This is a genomic window from Pseudaestuariivita atlantica (assembly GCF_001205715.1).
Taxonomy (GTDB): domain Bacteria; phylum Pseudomonadota; class Alphaproteobacteria; order Rhodobacterales; family Rhodobacteraceae; genus Pseudaestuariivita; species Pseudaestuariivita atlantica.
The window spans coordinates 1-20475 of the sequence record NZ_AQQZ01000019.1; the positions used below are offsets into that span (position 1 = coordinate 1).

The 20475-nt window shown below is 58.7% G+C and carries 19 protein-coding genes; 13 read left to right on the forward strand and 6 right to left on the reverse strand.

Annotated features, from left to right (window positions below):
• Positions 1-37 precede the first annotated feature (37 nt).
• From ATO11_RS22585 to ATO11_RS19605, 10 genes are all read left to right on the forward strand, one after another.
• Positions 38-145, forward strand: a complete 108-nt coding sequence (locus ATO11_RS22585) for a DUF3768 domain-containing protein (protein WP_207382995.1) — start codon at positions 38-40, stop codon at positions 143-145.
• Positions 146-283: 138 nt separating this feature from the next.
• A complete protein-coding gene (locus ATO11_RS19570; RefSeq protein WP_050532602.1) occupies positions 284-2134 on the forward strand; it encodes a ParB/RepB/Spo0J family partition protein in 1851 nt (616 codons plus the stop codon).
• 118 nt (positions 2135-2252) lie between these two features.
• The gene (locus tag ATO11_RS19575) at positions 2253-2768 is read left to right on the forward strand and encodes a hypothetical protein (RefSeq protein ID WP_050532603.1); all 516 of its coding nucleotides are present in this window, start codon (positions 2253-2255) and stop codon (positions 2766-2768) included.
• Positions 2769-3341: 573 nt separating this feature from the next.
• On the forward strand, positions 3342-3557 hold the full coding sequence (locus ATO11_RS19580; RefSeq protein WP_050532604.1) for a hypothetical protein: 216 nt from the start codon (positions 3342-3344) through the stop codon (positions 3555-3557).
• A gap of 165 nt (positions 3558-3722) precedes the next feature.
• Positions 3723-3980, forward strand: a complete 258-nt coding sequence (locus ATO11_RS19585) for an AbrB/MazE/SpoVT family DNA-binding domain-containing protein (protein WP_207382994.1) — start codon at positions 3723-3725, stop codon at positions 3978-3980.
• The gene (locus ATO11_RS19590; protein WP_050532605.1) at positions 3977-4378 is read left to right on the forward strand and encodes a type II toxin-antitoxin system VapC family toxin; all 402 of its coding nucleotides are present in this window, start codon (positions 3977-3979) and stop codon (positions 4376-4378) included. The genes ATO11_RS19585 and ATO11_RS19590 overlap by 4 nt, the downstream gene beginning before the upstream one ends.
• A 197-nt stretch (positions 4379-4575) precedes the next feature.
• Positions 4576-4923, forward strand: a complete 348-nt coding sequence (locus tag ATO11_RS19595; RefSeq protein ID WP_050532606.1) for a single-stranded DNA-binding protein — start codon at positions 4576-4578, stop codon at positions 4921-4923.
• Between the two features lie 66 nt (positions 4924-4989).
• The gene (locus tag ATO11_RS19600; RefSeq protein WP_050532607.1) at positions 4990-5256 is read left to right on the forward strand and encodes a hypothetical protein; all 267 of its coding nucleotides are present in this window, start codon (positions 4990-4992) and stop codon (positions 5254-5256) included.
• A gap of 6 nt (positions 5257-5262) precedes the next feature.
• Positions 5263-5370, forward strand: a complete 108-nt coding sequence (locus ATO11_RS22590; RefSeq protein ID WP_110553803.1) for a type II toxin-antitoxin system RelE/ParE family toxin — start codon at positions 5263-5265, stop codon at positions 5368-5370.
• A 468-nt stretch (positions 5371-5838) separates the two neighbouring features.
• Positions 5839-6714, forward strand: a complete 876-nt coding sequence (locus tag ATO11_RS19605; RefSeq protein WP_050532608.1) for an ArdC family protein — start codon at positions 5839-5841, stop codon at positions 6712-6714.
• A gap of 545 nt (positions 6715-7259) precedes the next feature.
• Here ATO11_RS19605 and ATO11_RS21900 read toward each other — a convergent pair.
• Both ATO11_RS21900 and ATO11_RS19615 read right to left on the reverse strand, forming a co-directional pair.
• On the reverse strand, positions 7260-7886 hold the full coding sequence (locus ATO11_RS21900; protein WP_134643178.1) for a hypothetical protein: 627 nt from the start codon (positions 7884-7886) through the stop codon (positions 7260-7262).
• Complete coding sequence (locus ATO11_RS19615; protein WP_050532610.1) at positions 7886-8620, reverse strand: ParA family protein; 735 nt, start codon at positions 8618-8620, stop codon at positions 7886-7888. The genes ATO11_RS21900 and ATO11_RS19615 overlap by 1 nt, the downstream gene beginning before the upstream one ends.
• Positions 8621-9388: 768 nt before the next feature.
• Here ATO11_RS19615 and ATO11_RS19620 point away from each other — a divergent pair.
• Genes ATO11_RS19620 through ATO11_RS19630 form a run of 3 tightly spaced genes read left to right on the forward strand, consistent with a single transcriptional unit; the run spans position 9389 to position 14445 of the window.
• Positions 9389-9964, forward strand: coding sequence for a helix-turn-helix domain-containing protein (locus tag ATO11_RS19620; protein WP_050532611.1), 576 nt, complete (start codon positions 9389-9391; stop codon positions 9962-9964).
• Positions 9951-12215, forward strand: a complete 2265-nt coding sequence (locus ATO11_RS19625; RefSeq protein ID WP_050532612.1) for a relaxase/mobilization nuclease domain-containing protein — start codon at positions 9951-9953, stop codon at positions 12213-12215. The genes ATO11_RS19620 and ATO11_RS19625 overlap by 14 nt, the downstream gene beginning before the upstream one ends.
• The gene (locus ATO11_RS19630) at positions 12208-14445 is read left to right on the forward strand and encodes a type IV secretory system conjugative DNA transfer family protein (protein WP_082176485.1); all 2238 of its coding nucleotides are present in this window, start codon (positions 12208-12210) and stop codon (positions 14443-14445) included. Before ATO11_RS19625 ends, ATO11_RS19630 begins: the two co-directional genes overlap by 8 nt.
• A gap of 198 nt (positions 14446-14643) precedes the next feature.
• On the opposite strand, the gene ATO11_RS19635 is transcribed toward ATO11_RS19630, so the two are convergent.
• From ATO11_RS19635 to ATO11_RS19650, 4 genes are all read right to left on the reverse strand, one after another.
• Positions 14644-15822, reverse strand: a complete 1179-nt coding sequence (locus ATO11_RS19635) for an acyl-CoA dehydrogenase family protein (protein ID WP_050532613.1) — start codon at positions 15820-15822, stop codon at positions 14644-14646.
• 194 nt (positions 15823-16016) lie between these two features.
• A complete protein-coding gene (locus ATO11_RS19640) occupies positions 16017-17036 on the reverse strand; it encodes an AraC family transcriptional regulator (protein ID WP_050532614.1) in 1020 nt (339 codons plus the stop codon).
• Between the two features lie 128 nt (positions 17037-17164).
• Positions 17165-18349 carry an acetyl-CoA C-acyltransferase gene (locus tag ATO11_RS19645; RefSeq protein ID WP_050532615.1) on the reverse strand — a complete coding sequence of 395 codons (1185 nt, stop codon included), beginning with the start codon at positions 18347-18349 and terminating at the stop codon, positions 17165-17167.
• Positions 18346-20466 carry a 3-hydroxyacyl-CoA dehydrogenase NAD-binding domain-containing protein gene (locus tag ATO11_RS19650; protein WP_050532616.1) on the reverse strand — a complete coding sequence of 707 codons (2121 nt, stop codon included), beginning with the start codon at positions 20464-20466 and terminating at the stop codon, positions 18346-18348. The genes ATO11_RS19645 and ATO11_RS19650 overlap by 4 nt, the downstream gene beginning before the upstream one ends.
• Positions 20467-20475 lie beyond the last annotated feature (9 nt).

Genomic DNA, 20475 nt, shown 5'->3' on the forward strand with positions numbered 1-20475 from the left:
TGAATCTGCGCCCAACCTATCCGGTTCGCGCAACCTCCTGCATGGAAACTTTTACGACACGGACTATGCCATGGGCAGCGACGATCCGGCAAACCTCGCTGTAACCCGCCGCGTCCTGACGATCCTTCACGCCTCCGAGTACTGAGCCGCCTGACCGACCCCGGAACAGGCCCCCAACACCCTCAAGAAAGGAGGTGATCGGCCCCGTTCGAAACGGCGGGCGGCGGGCACATGCCCCCTGCCCCGCCACACCCAACATCATTCAAAAACAAAGGACAAAGACATGACCAACCAATCAACCATCCCGAACGACGCGGCAATCATCTATGCATCGCTCGACCAGCTCTACCTACACGACCTCAATCCCCGCCAAGATGTGGCGCAGGAGCACGTGGAGACACTGGCAGACAGCATCAGGACCTGCGGGCTTCTGCAGAACCTGGGCGGCATTCAGGACGATGACGGCAAGATCGGCATCGTGTCGGGAGGTCGCCGTCTCAGGGCCCTGGCCTATCTCGCAGAGACCTCTCCCGACTTCAAGGGCGCGACGTCCATCCCGGTCCTTCTGGCACGTGATCTGGAGCAAGCAGAATTCTGCGCCAATGCGGAAAACACGGCCCGTGAAGCGCTCGATCCGGCGGACGAAATCCGGGCCTATGGACGGATGGCAAAATCCAATGCCAACGCTGAGGCGATTGCTAGCGCCTTCGGGGTGACTGTCGCCCATGTCAAAGGGCGCTTGAAACTCGCCAATCTGCCCGATGCAGCCCTTGAGGCATTGAAAGCAAAGACAATCAATCTCTCGGCGGCGCAGAAGATGACAACCGCTCAGGACGAGAAGCTGGTGCATGAGGCGCTGCAGGGCATCGCCGAGGGTCGCCTCTCCAACGTGAGCCAGTTGGACCATTTCCTACATCCGAAAGCGGCCATGGCCACTGACCGCCGCGCGGTGTTTGTCGGTGTAGAGGCCTACGAGGCCGGTGGCGGCAAGATCACCCGCGATCTCTTCTCCGAGGATGTCTTCTTCGAGGATCAGGAGATTCTGGATGAAGCCTTTGCCGCGCAATTGGCCGGAGCGGCTGAGCAGGTGCGCGTGTCCGATGGCTGGGCTTGGGTCGAGACGCACGGCGAGGCGTATCTCGGCTGGAACTTCATCGAAGACAACAAGTTCGCCCGCGTCTATCCGGTCGAAGGTGTTCTTTCGGACGATCAGATGGAGCGATACGAGGACCTCTGCGAGATGGCCGACAATGACGTGCTCAATGCGGAAGGTGAAGAAGAACTGGCAGGCCTCCATGTCATTTTGGAGGGTGCCTTCACCGACGAACAGAAAGCCCATGCCGGATGCGTGGTCTATGTGGATCAGAGCGGCGGTCTGAAAGTCGAGGCCGGGCTGATCCGACCCGAAGACAAGAAGCCTGCCATTTCGGCGGGCGTGTTGCAGACACCCGCGCATGGGAGCGGTGAAGACAAGGCTCCGAAGAACCCCTATTCGCAAAAGTTGAGGGACGATCTGGAGGCGATCAAGCTGGCCGCGTTGCAAAAGGCCATGCTGGATCAACCCGATCTCCTTCTCGATCTTTTGGCCTTCCAGTTGAGCGGCGCGACCGGGTTTCGCGACGTGTTCGATGTCAGCCTCGGGACACCAAGCAACACACCGTCTGTTGAGGCCGGGTTCGAGATCGACAAGCGTCTGAGCAAACCGGGCGTCAGCCCGGCGGATGCTTGGGGTGTCGATCTCAAGAAAGCCTTTGCCAGCTTTAAGAAAAAAGGCCCGAAGCATCGCGCTGCGGAACTGACACGACATCTGGCGAAACTGCTGAACGGCGGGGATGCCATCTTCCACGAGGTTCTGTCCGAAAAGGCAGGGGCCGATATCCGCAAGGTCTGGACGCCCACGGCAGAGAACCTCTTCAAACGCGTGTCGGGACCGATGCTTGAGACCATCTACGGTGACCTTTTGGACCTTACGCCAACGAGCACGGAGGCCAAGGCCTTCGCCAAGTTGAAGAAGGCTGAGAAGGCGAAGACGCTGGAAGACCTGTTCTCGAACGAGACCAAGCAGAAACTGCTCGGGGTCACAGCCGCACAGAAGGCCCGGATTGAGGCTTGGTTGCCAGACTATTACGTTTGAACCTGGACACCGGCGCGGGCAGCGTCCCTGCCCTCGCTACCCAAAGTCCCTCGGTTTGCGCGGCTCCCGGCTAACACTAGCCAAGAGCCGCGCATTCGCCCCGCACAGGAGACCGACCATGTCGAAGATTGCATCGCAGGCCGCCCGCGTCTGGAAATCGGCACAGCTTTACATCGGGTTTCATCGCGACCCGGAAGGCCGACAGCGAAGCGCGCCCAAGGTCTGGCCCCCGAAGGATGCGCGGGCCAGCATCCACGCCGATCCGGACATCCAGGAAACCTTCCTGATGCTCAAAAGCGCCGATGGCGATGCCGATCAGGACGTGCAGATCAAGTTGCGCCCCGACATGGTGGTGCTGCGCCGGGATTTCGACGGCGCCTGGGAGGGCATCATCGCGGATACGCATTCCGTCTCCGTCAAGGTCGGCGGCGTATCGATCCGGATCAATCATGACGGCTCGATCACGCGCGAAGACGGCGACAGCACCACTTGGGTCGAGGCGGATGGCGGTGTACTGAAGAAGACCGAGTTTGTTGAGGCCGCCGTTTCCTCCGATGGTATGGAGATGACGCGGCGCACACCGGACAATCTGACAGCAATTACACCGCACGGCTTGTTGTCGAAGGATCGGTAGGTTCGACGCTTACCCCGATTTTCCTGGCCCTTCGGCAGAGCCGACCGGGCTCTATGCTGCGCACGAAGCCAGCCAGGCTGTCTTCGCCCATGCGGGTGACGATCCCTAGGGCAGGCCCTTTCTTTCATCTCACCTGAGTGCTTTCCAGCGATTTCAGGGCGGTGCTCTGCCACCCGTCTGCAGGTCGTCCGAGGTTTGAAGACACAGCACCGCTCGTTTTGGGGACCAACCTCCTCGTAACGATCTTTGACCCGGATGCGTGCAAGAGGTGGCGTGTGTCGCGTATCGCGCGGGCCTTTGTCATTGACCGCCTTTGATGTCGGCTGCGGGGTTGGGTCACCGTCTTTCCTATCTCCGGCATGAGGGTGGTCTGACACCGTTGGGACGTGTCGATCTGCCTTGTTTCTTTCCGATCTACGGGTTGCGGATCTCGGCCGTTCGCGTGCCCGTCGCTGCACTCCGGCAAGCAGAAATACGGTTTCCACCCCCAGGGCGGAGCCTCCGAATTTCCACTTGCGCGACCTGCCTTGGTCGATCCGCCGGGTCACCCGCATCGAAACAAGGAGATCGACAATGTCCAACAAGATGTTCACCCTCACCGTTCCCGTCACCTTCAAGAAAGACGGCAAGGACCAAACCAGCTTCCGCCGCGTCGGCGCGGTCTTCGAGAACACCCGCGAGAATGGCGAGACCGTGCTCTCCATCAAGCTCGACTTCCCGGTTGCGGTCACCGAGCTGGTCGCCTTCCCGCCCAAGGCGGACGGCGACGATGGCCAGGTCACGGAGTAAGACCACATCGAGCAGAGGGGCGGCAGAGATGCCGCCCTTACGCACGTTCGCCACACCAGAGCGAGGCTACTTTCCTGCGCGCTGCGTATCGTCTGACAGGGCAGGCTGTCGGCCAGCACCAGCATCAGAGCTTGCAAAACGGCCTGCAAAGTAATACCTGATTGAATGAAGGTATTACTGGAGGCGCACTTGCCAACGACGCTCACAACCAAAGGCCAGGTTACGATCCCGAAAGCCGTACGCGACTTTTTGGGACTGAAGGCAGGCAGCAAGGTGACCTTCAATCGTACGAAGGATGGCCGGGTCGAGATTGTTCCTGAGGACAAGACTGCGCCGGTCTCGCGCTTCGGTGCCCTTCGCGGTCATGCGCGAACAGAGCTCAGCACCGATGAGATCATGGCGCTGACGCGGGGCGACGGGTGATCTTCGTCGACACGAACGTCCTTCTTGATGTTGTGACGGATGATGAGAATTTCGCTGAGTGGTCCATTGCGCAATTGGAAGCCGCCGCGCTGCAGGGCGATCTCCTCATCAATGATTGTGTCTACGCGGAGCTCTCGGTCGGATATCGCGAGAAGGAACGGCTTGATGCCTTCATCGAGGCCGCCGGGCTCCGCCACGAAATGATCCCGAGAGATGCGCTGTTTCTGGCGGGGAAGGCCTTTTCTGCATATCGGCAAGCGAAGGGGACGAAGCAGAATGTGTTGCCGGATTTCTTTATCGGCGCCCATGCCACGGTGCTGTCCGTGCCTCTGCTGACGCGGGACGCTCGAAGGTACCGGACCTATTTTCCGTCTCTGGAGCTGATCTGCCCGGAATAAGGCCGTCGCCTAGGGTCAAATCGAGACACGCCCGAGGCAGCTTCTCTGCAGCGGTTGGTTGCTAAAACTAACGCTGATCGGGTGTTGGCGAATTTTTGCTATCCCGGCAGCGGCTCAATTGCGAAATTGTCAATATTATAATATTGTTGGAGGAGCAACTACACTTTGGGGCAGCTAGGCCTTCACAGGAGACAGTCATGCGCACATTTGCAGAGTTTCAGATTCTCGGCCGCGTCGGCAAGGTCAAGGAAGTCGGCAAGACCGTGCGGATCACCATCGCCGCCGAGTACGGGCGCAAGGATGACCGCGGCGACTTCCAGGCAAACCCCTATTGGAACGAAATCACGATCTTCAATCCGAACGTGATGAAGTGGGCGCTCGAGAATGTCGCCCCCGGCGATCTCGTGAATGCCCGTGGGACACTTCGCCAGTCGCAATGGGAAAACCAGGATGGCGGGACCGAATACGGTGTGACTATGGCCGCCGAAGACTTCGACAATCTCACCCTCGCTGTAAAGAAATCGATGGAACGCGCTGCCGCGTAAACTCAGATCGGCACCAGTCCTACAACAAATGTTGTTTTGTGGGTCTGGAGGGTCTATGTTGAGCCCATGCCACGTCTCTCAATCGACATCACTCCAGAAGAGCATCAGAAGCTCAAAGCCATTGCAGCGCTCAAAGGTCAGAGTATCAAGGACTATGTCTTGGCGCGTACCCTTGACGATGCGCCAGTATTGGAGGGAATGAGCGAAGGTGAAGCGTTCGAGGCGCTGTCGAACTTTCTGCAGCCGCGCATTGAGCAGGCGCGCAGAGGTGAGCTGTCTGACAAGTCGATTGATGACATCAAGCGCGAGGCGCGGGCCCAGGCCGGGCAGTAGTCCCGGATGGCACGGTATGACTTCACGCGTGCCGCGGAAAAGGACCTCCGAGGTATCTGGCGCTATACGCACGAGACATGGGGCGCGGCCCAAGCCGACAAATATCTAGACTAGATCCAGCATTGCTGTGAGGCGATTGCTGCAGGGCGTGCACTGTCCAAACCATTCAAAGAATTACCACCTGATGTGCGTATCCATCGATGTGAACACCACTACATTGCTTGGATCGCGGGCCAGCGTCCCATCGTCATTGCCGTTCTGCACGAACGAATGGATTTTATCCGTCGCCTTAAATCTCGATTGTAGACTGTCTCTTGGCGCAGTTTCAAGGCCGTTGATCTTCCTAAGTTCCCCTAGGTGCACTCAGTTTCAGGAGGAGGCGCAGCCTCCCCCTCGGACCAGACGCAAAAATGGGGTCTCCCCAACATCGGTCACGGCTCTGCCGCGCTGCGATGCCGGGCGATCCCCCTCCCCATTTTCGATCTGGTCTCGCCCCCTCCGCACTCGCCGTGAGCAGGTTTGCAGGACAGCCGCGACAGGCGCGGTGCCTGAAACCCGCATTCAGGATGAGGAGCGAGAGACATGGCCAAGATCGACATCAAACAGCATGTGACGGATACGATCATCTCCGAGATGGAGAAGGGAACGCCGCCGTGGCAGAAACCGTGGACAGGCGATGCCACCGGGGCCGCCCTGCCCTTGCGACATGATGGCACCGCCTATCGGGGGGTGAACATCCTGATGCTCTGGGCCACGTCTCATATCAAAGGCTATGCGTCCGTCCGGTGGATGACCTATCGGCAGGCCCTCGCGCTCGGGGCCTGTGTGCGCAAAGGCGAAAAGGCCACGCGGTCGGTTTTCTATGGAACCTTCGAGAAAGAAATCGACGGCGAACTTGAGCCCCAGACCAGTCGCTTTGCCAAATGCAACAACGTCTTTAACGCCGATCAGATCGAGGGACTGCCGGACGACTATTACGTCCGCCCTGCCCCGCCCCGTGATCTTGGCACCGAACCGGTGCCTGAATTGGACGCATTTTTTGCCACTACAGGTGCGACGGTTATCACCAGCAAGACGCCGAAGGCCTATTATGCGCCGGGTCCGGACCATATTCATATGCCCCCGATTGCCACCTTCTTCGATGCGAGCGGGTATTACGGGACTTTGGGACATGAAACCGTGCACTGGACCGGGAGCGCGTCACGGCTCGACCGGATCAAACGTTTCGAGGACCGTGCCGGATACGCGTTCGAGGAACTGGTTGCAGAGATCGGCGCGTGTTTTCTGGGTGTTCAGCTTGGAGTCGCGCCTGCCTTTGATCAAAGTGCGGCGTACATTGAAGGATGGTTGCAAGCGCTCAAATCCGACAAAGGGCTGATTTTCAAGGCCGCTGCCGAAGCGCAGAAAGCGGTGGATTTCATCAATGCGGGAGTTGAAAGGTGCGGGGAAGCCGCTTAGGCGGCCCATCTCCCTCGTGCAAACGTTTACGTTAAGGTAAGGCGGCGGCAGGCAGCGTTCCCGCCCCTTGGACCGCCTGGCGCTTCGCGCCGAGCCCTCTGGGCGACCTTCCTACCCGTTTGGCATCTCCTCTGGCGGTATGTCCTCATATCTTACGTTCATTTTGGGACCGTTGCTCCACATCGGCTCGAGGTCGCCTGTGTTCCATTCATAGAGCCACCCGACATGCGCACCGGTCTCTTGATCGATGATCTTCTTGATGGGCTGCGCCTCAGATCTTCTTCTGTCCGGCATCGCTGTCTCTCAAGGTTGGTTACACCCGCAGTGTTTTCCTTCCCGGCATCACAAATCGTGACAGGGTAAGCTGCTGCTTACCCGCGAGTATGCGCGGAGCTTGAGAGGATGGGGGTGAAACCAAATAGACAAGAGTGGTGCGGGAAGAGGCGCAGCCGACAACACGGTCTTGTCTATTTTGTTTCAGGGGGAAGGAAGCCGAAACTCCTTCCCCCTCAAGACAAAAATCGCGGCGCGGCATCGCCGCGCCTTCACGAATACTGCTTGCGCAATTCCTTGATGAGGCTTGTGAGTTCCGACCAAAACACAGGTTCCAATTGGCCCTGGATCACGGCTGCGTCCGAGCGCAGCCGAAGCGGGTCGGCCTGATCGCGGAGTTTGTCGAGGACCTGAGCATCGAGCGTCTTCATGGTCCGGAAGCTCATGTTGCTCGGAAGACGGTCTGCCTCTTCTGGGGCTACGTATTTCGGTTTGAGTTCGAACTTGTCGATGGCGCGCTTGCCGGCAAGGCGGACAACATCGGAGGCCGGCAGACCGGCGGCTTCCAGAGCGTCCAATCCGGGGCCATGGTCTTTTTTCGGAGCGGCGCGCACGTGTACGGCGCGTGTTGCGGGCTTCTTTGGTGCCTTTGGCTTTGGTGCAGGCTTCGATTCGGGTGCTTTTTGGCTTGAGGTTGCTTTCGGTGCGGCTGCGGGTTTGGTGGCAGGCGGTTTTGTCTCCGTCTCAAGTTTTGGCGCCGGGGATTGCGTGGCCGCAGGTTTCTCCGCTTTGACAGGCTCAGTTTTGGGCGTGGGATCGGGCTGTTTCGGTTTGTCGCCAAACTGCTTGCTGTAGACTGGATCGTCGCCGAGGAGTGAGGTGATTTTCTTGCGCGCCATTATTCAGCCTCCAGCACCAATGAGAGGATTTCGCGCGCCTCATCGAGCGCCTCGTCATAGAGACGGGCGTGGGTGCGCATGAGCGGGTTCGGGTCCTCGGTTCGCCATTTCGAGATTTGATGAAAGAGTCCCTCGCGGTCGACATCGGCATGTTGCTTGCGATCCATGAACAACTCCTCGATGACGGGGAACTTTGCATTGGCCTCACGCGCCATGGCGCGCATTGCGTTTGAGGGGTTCTTGTCGACACGCGACAGAACCACAGTGAGTTTTGGCAGCGCTGATGGGTCTTCGGCGCGCTCGTAGAGACCCTGGTACCAATTGTAGGTGTCGGTGGCGATCCGCATGTCGGTGTCTGACAACATCATCGGCAGGACGATGTGGTCGCTATGGACGGCCAGTTCGTCGGCCCATTGGCCCCCTGCCCCCATGGTGTCGATAATCACGAAGTCCGCCGTGTCGTTCTCATAGGCCTCGTCGATGATGGTTTCCAGCTCGGAGGGGCTGTCGATCCCCATGACCCGGAGGCTCGGAGCCGTGGATGCGACTTCCGGATTCTCGGTGGTGACACTCTCCCACCAGCGGAAGAGTGCTTGCTGCGGGTCGGCATCTATGGCGATACATCGTTTTCCGTCAGCGATGATGGCGCTCATCAAGGCGCGTGCAAGCGCTGTCTTTCCCGCACCGCCTTTTCGCGTCATGATCGCGATGACCTTCAACTGCTCGTTGGGCATGATCCTGCATCCTCAAGGGTCTTCTTTATGATTTTGGATACGGTATATGCCAGAGCAGATGTTGCATCAAGGATAACTGATGCAACATGTTCCATTTGCCATAATTGATAGATGATGTGGCGTGATGGATATCTGAGAAATGATGCGTGATACGGGATTTACGATTTTGAATGGCCGTTTTGGTGTTTCTGAGTGTGCATATGCGATGTTGCAGCCCGGATATTGCATTTGTGATTTGCCATGAACCGGAGAAGAGCGACCTTTGGTGCCGTCTGGGGCGTCGTTGATGTCCGGGCAGCCGGTCATGAGTTCTCTTTACGCTTCTTGGCGAAAGATCGCCGCCGACATTCGCGATATATGATTTGCCATAAATGATAATGCATATCCGATATTACAGATCACATGTGCCATCATATTTGCCTGAATCTTGGCTCAAACAGGGCAGCTAATCTGGTCATTACAATTCAAGCGGAACGTAGCGCGCCCCAGAGAGGGGCTACAGGCCCATGAGAGCGCTGTGATAGGGTAGGGGTGCCAAAACGCCTTAAGGCCGCTCAGCGCGCAATTATTCCCAGCTCGAATTCCGGACCAGCGAGTCCATTGCAACGAAAAGGAGGAGCCTTCACGCTGACGCGTTCGGCTTGAAACGGAATACAGGCCATCGTGTCGTGGTTCCATGACACACACGTATTGACTGCAATACTATAATATAAGAGACTTCAGATGGCCCGTATGAGATTGGCAGGAAATAGGGAGTGTATTTGCAGTATGGCGTCTCGGCGCAGATTGACCCCCGCAGAGCGGCAGGAGATCGTTCGGGAGCGCTGTAAGGGCGTGACGCATAAAGCCCTGGCAGAGCGGTTCAGGGTCAGCGAGCGGACCATCTACTACACGCTCCGGACTGAAAAAGACCGCCGACGAGACACGCGTATTCGCACGAAGCAGGTTAGCGTCACGCTCACGCCGGAGGAGCTTCATAGCTTCGACGAGGTGCTCGCGCGGCATGGTGTGTCCAGCCGTTCGGCAGGAGTACGCCTTCTCATCCAATCGGCAAACGGCGTCTTCCAGCCGGACCAACACCTCGCTGAGGAGCTCAAGTCGTTCCGCGCAGCGCTCAATCGTGTCGGCAACAACGTCACCCAGATTGCGAAGCGACTGAACGAGGCCCGGGCCAAAGGCATCGCCCCGTTCTTCGGTGACCACAGTCTCGCGCAGCTGCGGCTCTTGTCCGGGTTCGTTCTCGATTTCGCGGACCAGGTCGATGCGCTTTCCCGGCGGAGGGTGAGCCATGTGACGCTTGAAGCCCATAAAGCATTGAAGGAGTTCTCAGATGCCCCGGAGTGATGCCGTCACACTCGTCACCGGCGAAATCTTCCGCCAGGGCTGGAATCGCATCAGAGGCTCAATGCAAGGTCTGGGTTCGCGGCGGGCGCAGATGGTGCGCGCGGCTTACGGGCATCGCGCCGCCGTCTTCAAACCGATCCGGACCGGCGGGACTCACACCAAGGCCCAGCTCCAGAACCAGCTGGCCTACCTGACAACGAAGTCTTCCCACATTGTTGACAGTCGCGGCGTCCACGATGGCAAGACGCAGCTCTCGGGTGAGGAGATCACCTCCGTGGTTGAGCGGTATACGTCTCGATGGGATGAGGGGTTCAATCCCAAGCTCGGGCATACCAGCCATCTTCTGATGTCGTTTCCGCGCGGGACCAAGGGTACCCATGTGCGCGACATTGCCAGCGATGTCTGCGAGCGTTTCTTCCAGAACGCCGATCGGACCTTCGACTACCTGATCGCCGTCCATAAGGACCGTGACCATCCCCATGCCCATGTGGTGATCAATCGCCGGTCGCAGGAAGGCGAGTTCTTCTACTTGGGACGGGATCATCACTTCAACTACGACGCCTTCCGCCTGGCGATGGTCGAAGAGGCAGAGAAACACGGAGTCCGCCTTGAGGCAACACGGCGCGTCGATCGCGGTGAGGCGCAATATCCGCCTCGCACGCGCGAGGTCTACGCCGCAAAGGAGGAGGGGCGCGCGGTCCGCCAGCGAGAGCGGATCGGCGAGGATCTTGACCGCGCACTCGGTGAGATCGCTGGAAACGCCCAGGTGTATCGATCGCTCGCGGCCGAGGCATCGCCTGAAGACCGCGATGACATCGAGGACGCCTTGTTGAAGGCCAGCGCCCTTTTGGCGCGGCAGGGCACACTCCCGCAAACCGGAGACATCTATATGAGCCAGAACCAGAGTTTCGACGATCTGAACAGTCGTTTCGCCGATGAGATGAACCGCGTTGCGCTCCTGATCCGCGAGGCACCTGAAGCTGACCGTCCGGCGCTGCAAAAGCAGATGGTGGCCGCGCTCAGACCCGTGGCGCATATGCAGCCGCTTGGCTTGCGCTCGAGGACACTGATGGAGCGGCCGACCGAGACCGGTATCTATTCTGAGGCCAACATCAACGCGGGGCTGGTGGAAAAACTGCGGGAAGGCCGAACGCGGGGGCAGATTGAGACAGCCTTGCGCGGGGCCGGCATTTCATCGGAAGTGTTGGTGGCGCGCATCGAGCAGGGGGCCAACACAGCGGCCCTGGAACGAGAATGGTATGCTGATGATCTTGAGAAGATCGCGGACGCACAGAACCTCAATCTGGAGCGTCGCGAGGATCTGAAGGTCGCAGTCGACACGCTCGACAAAGTCCATGTGGCCCTTGGAACAGCCCTGGAACGCGCGGAAGTGCTGCGTCGAGATGGTGTCATCGAAGACGACCATGCCCCAGACATCCATTACGATGCAGAAAGCGTGGATGACGCCGCGCGCGCGATCCGGCAGGACATGCGCGGGCAGGGGCTTTCGGAGACGGATATCGCAGAGCGCGCCGATGAAATCACCATCCGGGCCGAGGCCCGCCTTGAGATGGAACAAGGGGCCTATCTGCAGCTGCATCCCGGTCTGCCGGCACGGCCAAGCGATGTGATCGATGCGCGCGACCCTTTCAATGTTCGCACCGTTGATCCAGCGCATGCAGACCGGATCGAAGCCGACATTGATCACATCCTGGCGCGCTCCGATGGGGCTGTGCAGATCGACGCGGCTGTCGCGGCCGAGATGCGAGCCCGCTATCCGGACATGCCGGAGCATCTGGCGCGCGGTCTCGGGGCAACTTATGCAGCCACACTTGCCGCCAGGCGTAGTGAGGCCGTGAGGGATGATCGGGGCGCGATCGTGGACGCCACCCACAAATTGCCAGACAATTCCGTCCTTGCAGGCGTCGTTGCGCATGAACGCACAGACAAGATCAATCCATCCTTTGCCGATGAAGAGGGCAGGGCGGCCTATCGCGCGGAAGTGGAGCGCCTCCTTGACGATGACAGGATCGCGGCCTTGCGGGATGGCGATGCCGATGCGTTCGATGCGGTGATCGAAAACCGGCTGGACCGGCTCTACGCCGCGAAAGCCTACCTGCAGTCGGATGAGGCGACCGCAAACAGTGATGCCGTGCGCGAAGTGGTCTCGGAGATTGCCGAAGAGGAATATGACGCGCAGCGCCTGAAGAGCCTGCAAAGCCACACTGAAAAAGGCCAGACCCATGGATAGGGGTCGGATCGCGCTCGGTATCTTCCTCCTGACCGTGCTCAGCGCGGGGTTCGGATATGTCTTTGCGAGCGCGTTCCTGACCTTCCGGGACCTTGGATTGCGCGCGGAGATCGATTTTCTCTGGCTCGCCAGAAACTACCTGAGCCTCCGCCGGATGCGTCCCGACGATTTTCAGCTGGCCAATCTCATCATTGGCGGGACGGCTTTTGCGGGCATGCTCCTGAGTGCCGTCCTGTCAGGCACGGCGCTCACAAAGTTCGGCAAGACCCATTGGCAACGAGCCGGGGAGCTGAAGCGCAACGGGTTCTTCACAGCACCGGGCAGCGGGTTCATCCTCGGCAAGATGACCTCACCCAGGCGGCGGGGACGGTATCTGTCCTCAAGCGTCTATCCTCATGTGCTTTGCGTGGCCCCGACCGGGCGCGGGAAAACCACGGGCTTCGTGATCCCGAACCTGCTGACGTTCCGCGGCAGCGCCGTGGTTCTCGACGTGAAAGGCGAGAATTTCGAGGCGACGGCCCGATATCGGGCGGCGGATGGGGATGATGTCTACCGCTTTGCCCCCACGGACTGGAATGATCGCCGGTCGCATCGCTACAACCCGCTCTTGCGGATCGCCGGCATCCGCAACCCCAACCAGCAGCAGATGGAGCTGCAACTCCTCGCGACGCTCTTCTTGCAGACGGACAATGACCGAACTTCCGGCCTGCTCAAAGGCGGTATCGATCTCTTTGTAGCGGCGGGTCTACTTGCGTTCGAGCGCAAGCGCCCCACGCTCGGCGAAATCTACCGCATCACGGCGTCGGGCGGGGACAAGCGCAAGGAGTTCATGAAGCGTCGCGACGAGGTGCAGAACACGGCGGCCAAACTGATCTTTGAGCGGATGGCCTCAACGAACAACGACACGCTGACGTCCTACATCTCGCTCCTGATGACCTCCGGCCTCGATCAGTGGAGCAACCCGGCCATCGATGCCGCGACTGCCACATCGGATTTCGACTTCCGGACGATCCGCAAGAAGCCGTTTTCGGTCTACCTGGTCGTGGCCCCGAACATGGTGCGCCCAATGGCGGCGCTGATCCGGTTGTTCTTCTCCGACTTGATTGCTTCCTTGCAGGATCGTGAGCCGGCTCCAGACGAGCCCTGGCCGGTGATGATCATGCTCGATGAGTTCAACCGGCTTGGAAAGATGCCCATCGTTGTCGAGAGCATCGAGACGTTGCGATCCTATCGAGGCCATCTGGCGATCGTGACCCAGACCATCCCGGCGCTCGACGAAATCTACGGCGAGAACACACGTCGCGCATTGCAGGGGAATGCCGGGATCAAGCTCTATCTCACTCCGTCCGATGAAAAGACCGTCGAAGAGCTGAGTGGTGCGGTTGGCATGACCACCAAGCGCGTGGTCACCCGTTCACGCTCCATTGGTCGCAATCCGTTCGAGGGGCGCAGCATGTCTGAACGCACGGAAGAGACATCGCTTCTACCCAAGGATGAAGCCCGGCGCATGTCGCTTGATGACATCGTGATGGTCGTGGACGCCCAGATGCCGGTGCGGGCAAAGCGCATTCGGTATTTCGACGATCCGTTCTTCAAGAGCATTCATAAAGGACAGTCTGGCGAGCTGCCGTTCCCGAAAGTGTTTCCTGAAGAAGAACCTCGAGATCAGGCGACCAAGGTCGGACAGGAGGAACAGGTCGCGGCCCGTTCTGCAGAAGACGTGGCTAAAGCGCAGGGCGTGAAGGCGCGGTCTTCCCGCAAATCTCCGTCAAAGAGGGTTGAGACAAGCATCGCCGCCGCTCAAACGACCGCGTCAAAAGGGACGACACTTGCCACGAGTCGGCGCAAGAAAAGTGCGAAGGCGCTTCGCGAGCATGGTTTGACCACTGATCAGGCTGAACTGGACCTTACCGTACAGCAGAGTTTCAAGCTGACAGACATGGTTGCCATTGACGAAACAGGCGCCAAAGCTGCCGTCCAATCGACGATCTCTGCACTTGCGGAAATTGGTGCGGAGGACCCGGCAGGGCAGGGCGGGGGCGCAGCGTCGGGCAAGGCAATTTTGGCTGCAGCCGATGCAGAGACCAATTCAGACGGTGATGGAGATACTTTTCCCCTGAGCGAGGACAACGGGGATGGCGACATCAGCGAAATCACGAAACATCGTGTGCGCGACGGTGAGGATATCGATGCCGAGTTCAGAGAACAGGCGCTCACACACAAGGTCTAGTGCTCTTGGAAACAACAGCGGACTTTCAAAGTTCTTTGCCAGAAGGTCCGGTGTGCGGGACAAAGTGTGAATTCGCTGCATTTGCACAAACGTCTGCAATCTCGAGTGACCGGCCGCAAATGTGCGGCCGGTATTTCGATTTTACCTATTTCTGAGGAGATTTTCAGGTTGGTTCCGCTTCACCGGGGGGTGGGACGTTCAGCCGGTTTCACCAAATCCTTTCGGTACTGGCAGATCAGGCAAGGTCGCCGCACGTTTCTGCAAGGCCCTCCCAATGACCACGCGACTGATTTCCGTCGTCCCGTCCACGATCCGCAGCATTTGTGCAAGGCGGGACAAACGATCCAGACCATAGGGCTGCAACAGCCCCATGCCGCCCAGCACTTGCGTGCAGGTGTTCGCAGCCTTCACTGCGGCATCTGGCACAAACCGTTTGGCATGAGCGGCCATCAGGGGGCCTTCGGGTGTGCCAAGGGATTCTGCCGCCTTTCGATAAAGCAGCTTTGAGACTTCAAGATCTGTTGCAACCTCGCCCAGCATCCACTGGATTCCATCCAGATCAAGGTTCTTGCCGCCAAACATCTTGCGGTTCTTGGAGTAGGACAGCGCTGTATCCAGTGCGGCTTGCATCAATCCGCAGCATCCTGACGCAATCGACACACGGGCGATATCGATCGCCATGAGTGAGCCTTGCAGACCCTGGCCAATGGGCAGGATGATGTTGTCTTCGCTAACCACGACTTTGTCCATGTACATCTCGGCCAGAGGCAGGAAGTTGTAGGACGGGGTGTAGTAGAGCGGGCCAAAGCTGAGGCCCGGCGTATCCGCGGGAATGGCGATCATCGCCATATCCTTGTGGCCGGTTGCGTCACTGGTCTTGACCACGGTGAAATAGATATCAGCTTCGGTCGCCAGGCTAACCCATGCCTTCGCACCGCTGATCGTCCATGTGCCGTCGTCATTGATCGTGGCCCGGCTGTACATATTCATCGGGTCCGACCCCGATTGCGGTTCGGTCAGTGCAAAGTTCGCCAGCTTGCGGCCAGAGGTCAGATCCCGTGCCCATTTTTCCTTGAAGGCATCTGTGCCATAACCGCAGCCCGCGAAGGTGCAGATGTTATGCATCGACAGGGCAAAGGCATAGGCACCATCGCCCAGTCCCAGTTGTTCGTAAACCTGAATGCCCTCTGAAAGGGGCAAGCCTTGGCCGCCAAACCCCTCGGGGGCGTAGAGGCCCGCCAGGCCTGCCGCCCCGGCCTTGTCAGAGGCGTCGCGGGGCCATGTCTTGGCGGTGTTCCAGGCGTCTACATTGGGCAGGATGACCTGCTCGGCGTGGTCGCGTGCGGCTTGGAGTATGGTGGCGAGTTTGTCTGACATTGGTCGGTCCTTTTGTGAGCGGCTATTTTCACATGACGCCACACTTCAGAACCTGCTGAGCAGGCAGCGGGTCAAGCTTCTAGACGAGAACCAGGTGAGAACGCCATGTATTGCGCAAGATTTAGCAGGAGAAACTTCTTCGCTCTATCTCGCGTGGTGACAGGGTATTGTCCAAAAGTGACAAAAAGTGCGTCTCAGATATTCGTCCTGCGATACGAATTGGGGGTGCTGCCGGTCCAGCGTTGAAAGGCCCGGTGAAAGTTTGCGGCCGAGGAAAAGCCAACATCATGTGCGATGGCCTCGACGCTTTTGCGTCCCGCCTGCAGGTCGCGGATCGCGATGTCGCGCCGCAGGGCATCCTTGATCGCCTGAAACGAGGTCCCATCCGCTTGCAACCTGCGGATCAGGGTGCGCGGGGTCATGTGCATTGCGGATGCTGTCTGGGTCAGGGTCGCCGCGTCCCATCCCGTTTGGGCCAGATACGTGCGCACCCGCAGCGATTGGGTGTGCTCGCGCGAAGAAGTGAAGATCCAGTCCCGCGGCGCGTTTTGCAAAAACCGGTAAAGATCAGATGTGCTACGCGCTTGCACAGGGCCCAGAGCCTTCGGGGAGAAGGAGATCGCAGTGGCGGGTTGGCCAAACTGAAAGGGTGCGGGAAAGATAATCGCGTAATCCTGATTAAAGTCCGGGCGATCAAACGCGAAATCAACGGCTTTAACCGGAACCTCATGCCCTGCCAGCCAAGACATGAGCCCGTGGGCAAGTTTGAGGATCAGCATGTGGCCAAACCGTTGTACAGGCGCATCTGTTTGCGGGTTCAGGCTCAGTGTGAGGGTGCTGTCAGTGTCATCCAGATCAAACTGATAGTCATCCAGCAGCAAATTCCAGAAGGTCGAAAACCGGTAAAGTGCAGATGGCAAGGATGTGGCTTCGCGCACGGTCGTCAGAAGGTGTTGCAGGGCACGCGGTCGCACGGGCCTGCTCCAAAGCCCCATCATCTCATCGCCGGTCTCAACTGCAGCAAGTTGATAGAGGCAAACGATCTGATCCAGCGTGACGCGACCATTCGGCGAGCGCGTCTCCGCGTTCAGACCGGACCGGCTCAGCAGCGACACCATCTGCGCCTCTGGGCACAGGGCACGCAGCGCCGCCAGCCAGTCATCGACAAACTGGCTGGAAACCGTGGAAAGGATCGTTGGCGCGACATTGGTCATAACGCCTCAGGAGGTATCACCAATTCCGGTCGACATGAAACGCAGGCTTGCAGATGGCGACCCTCGCAGATGACAGAATGTCAATGTCTCAACCAGATAACGCTCTGCTTGAACTCATTTCAGTGGGGTCAGGCGACTTCGACCAGTGCTGCGGCGCCCATGCCTCCGCCGACACACATGGAGGTCACCACGTATTTCACGCCACGACGCCTCCCCTCAATTAGAGCATGCCCGACTTGTCTCGCACCTGTCATGCCGTAGGGGTGGCCAATCGATATTGCACCGCCGTTCACGTTGTAGATTTCGGGATCGATCCCAAGATGATCACGGCAATACAGAACCTGGCAGGCAAAGGCTTCGTTAAGCTCCCAAAGGCCGATGTCTTCGATCCGAAGACCTGCATTCTTCAGCAGCTTTGGAATTGCAAAGATCGGGCCGACCCCCATCTCTTCCGGTGCGTTTCCTGCAACAGCCATGCCGCGATAGATACCCAGCGGTGTGAGACCCTGTTGCTCAGCCATTTTGCCTTCCATGAGCACACAAGCCGAGGCCCCGTCAGAAAGCTGGCTTGCGTTTCCGGCAGTGATCAGTCCTCCTTCGACAACCGGGTTCAATGCCCCGAGTGTTTCGGCCGTCGTACCCGGCCGGTTGCCCTCGTCTTTTGACAAGGTCACCTCTTCCACGGTTTCCTCTCCGGATTCGCGGTTCTTGACCCGCTTAATCGCAGTGATCGGGACGATCTCATCTTCAAACGCGCCAGCCGCCTGAGCCCGGGCGGTCCGACCTTGCGAAAGTGCGGCGTATTCATCCTGGACGTCGCGGCTGATCCCATAGGTCCGCGCCACATTTTCCGCCGTCATCAGCATCGGCATGTAGGCATGCTCAGATTGGGCGATAACGTTTGGATCTTTCTCATCGCCCGCCCATTTCAGATAGGCATTCTGCAGGGCGGAAATATTCTCCTGCCCACCAGCCACGGCAACGTTCTGACCATCCACGATGATCTGCTTTGCAGCCGTCGCAATGGCCATCAACCCGGAGGAGCATTGCCTGTCGATCGTCTGTCCTGCCACCGTATTGGGAAGGCCCGCAGCCAGCGCCGACAAACGAGCGACATTCATGCCTGCTGTTCCCGCAGTCAGGACCGATCCGATGACAACATCTTCGATCAAACCGGGGTCCACGCCTGCACGTTCAACCGCGTGCTGCATGGCGTGCCCCATCATGGTAGGGGACTTGATGTTGTTCAGCGCACCTTTGAAGGCAACCCCAATGGGGGTTCGTGCGGTTGAGACGATAACGGCTTCTCTCATGATTTTTCCTTTTTGGCATCAAAATACGCGGTAAGTGTCACGCCCTGTTTTGCGAGTTCTTCCAACAAAGGCGCAGGCGTGAACCACATCTCACCATAGGCACCAAGCGACTGCCGATAGTGGTTCATGCGCTCCAGAATCTGACTTAATCCAATCTCGTCGACATAGTGCATCGGGCCGCCACGCCAGTTCGGAAAGCCATAGCCATTGGTCCAGATCAGGTCGCAATCACCCGGGCGCGTTGCAATGCCCTCTTCAAGGATCAAGAAGCCCTCGTTGATCAGGGGGAACAGACAACGCTCAAGGATTTCCTGATCGTCGATGTCCCTGCGCTTCACGCCATGCAGGTCCGCCAAATGGGCACTGATTTGAACCATCTCTGGGTCTTCGACCCGTGTCCGCCCCACGTAGACATAGCTTCCTCGCCCGGTTTTCTGACCCAGTCGGCCTAGTTCAAACAACCTGTCCTGCACAGCCTGGTATGTCGGGTCATGCGCGATTTCACTACGCCGTTCCTGACGCACGCGTGCGCCCACATCGACTCCGGCCAGATCTGCCATCGCATGAATACCCATGGCCATGCCGAAGTTCTCAAGGACGTTATCCACCTGCTTCGGCGTCGCCCCCTCAAGAAGCAGACGGGATCCTTCGCGGAAGTATGGTTCCAGCATCCGGTTTCCAACAAAGCCGTAGCACACGCCAACCGTGACAGGGAGCTTTCGGATCTTCTTTGCGACCGTGATTGCCGTTGCAATGACATCGGGAGCGGTCTTGGCGCCCCGCACCACCTCTAGCAAGCGCATGACGTTCGCCGGGCTGAAGAAATGGAGACCAATCACATCCTCCGGGCGGGACGTGACCGTGGCTATTTCATCAAGATCCAATGTCGATGTGTTTGAGGCCAGTATCGCGCCAGGTTTGGCGTGTAGGTCTAACGCTTCGAAAATCTGGCGTTTGACATTCATGCTTTCAAACGCCGCTTCAATGATCAGGTCAGCCTTCGCAAGGCCTGCATAGCTGAGCGTCCCGGTGGCGTTGGCGGAGATTGCCTCTGCCCGATCGGCACTGAGCCGCCCTTTTTGAGCCGCACGCTGGAAATGCTCCCGGACCTTTTCCAGCCCCTGTTCGAGCGCGCGCTGCGTCGTTTCAAGAAGCGTGACCGGATACCCCGCCTGCAGAAAGGCGATAGCAATGCCGCGCCCCATTGTTCCCGCGCCGATCACGGCGACCGATGCAATGTCACGTGGTCGGTCCGCACGGGTAACGCCCGGAACCTTGGTGCATTCACGTTCTGCAAAGAACAGATGCCGCCCGGCGCGCGACCCCGGTGTGTCTAGCAGTTCGGCGAAACCTGCCTTCTCTTGTGCCAACCCCTCGGCCAGCGGCATTTCGCACGCGGCCTCGATGGACACCAAACATCGTTCAGGGGCGACAAGGTTTTTGGACGTGTGCGCTATCTGGTCTCGGAAACCCGTCAAATATCCCTTCGGATCAGGGTGTGTGACGGTCATATCCGCGCAACTGCGTTTCGGATCGCCCTCATGGCTGACACGGGTGGCGAAACCCAAAACATGCGCGCGAAAATCCTGGTCGTTCTCAAATAGTGCGTCGACCAGCCCACAAGACAGGGCATATTTGCCTTTCACGGGATCACCCGAGAGGATCATTTGCGTTGCCGCTTCCAGACCGGCAATCCGGGGTAGTCGTTGGGTGCCACCGGCACCAGGCAGCAGCCCCAGTTTGATCTCAGGTAGGCCCATCACGGCATCCGGCGTGGCGACACGGAAATCACAGGCAAGCGCGATCTCCAGCGCACCACCCATCGCGGGACCTGCGATCGCGGCGATAATGGGTTTCTTGCAGGTTTCAATCATTACACACAGGTCTGGCAGGTCCGGCTTGTCCCAAACTGCCCCGGTACGGAACTCGACGATGTCAGCGCCGCCGCAGAAGAGCGGCAGAGCCGAGCATAGAACGATAGCTTTGACCTGTTCATCGGCGTCCAACTCGTGGATGGCCGAGGAAAGCGCCTGCCGCATCTTCAGTCCAAGAGCGTTCACTGGCGGGGCATTCAGCTCCATGAAAGCGACACCGTCGGTGTGTTTAATGGAAATCATGTTTGGAAA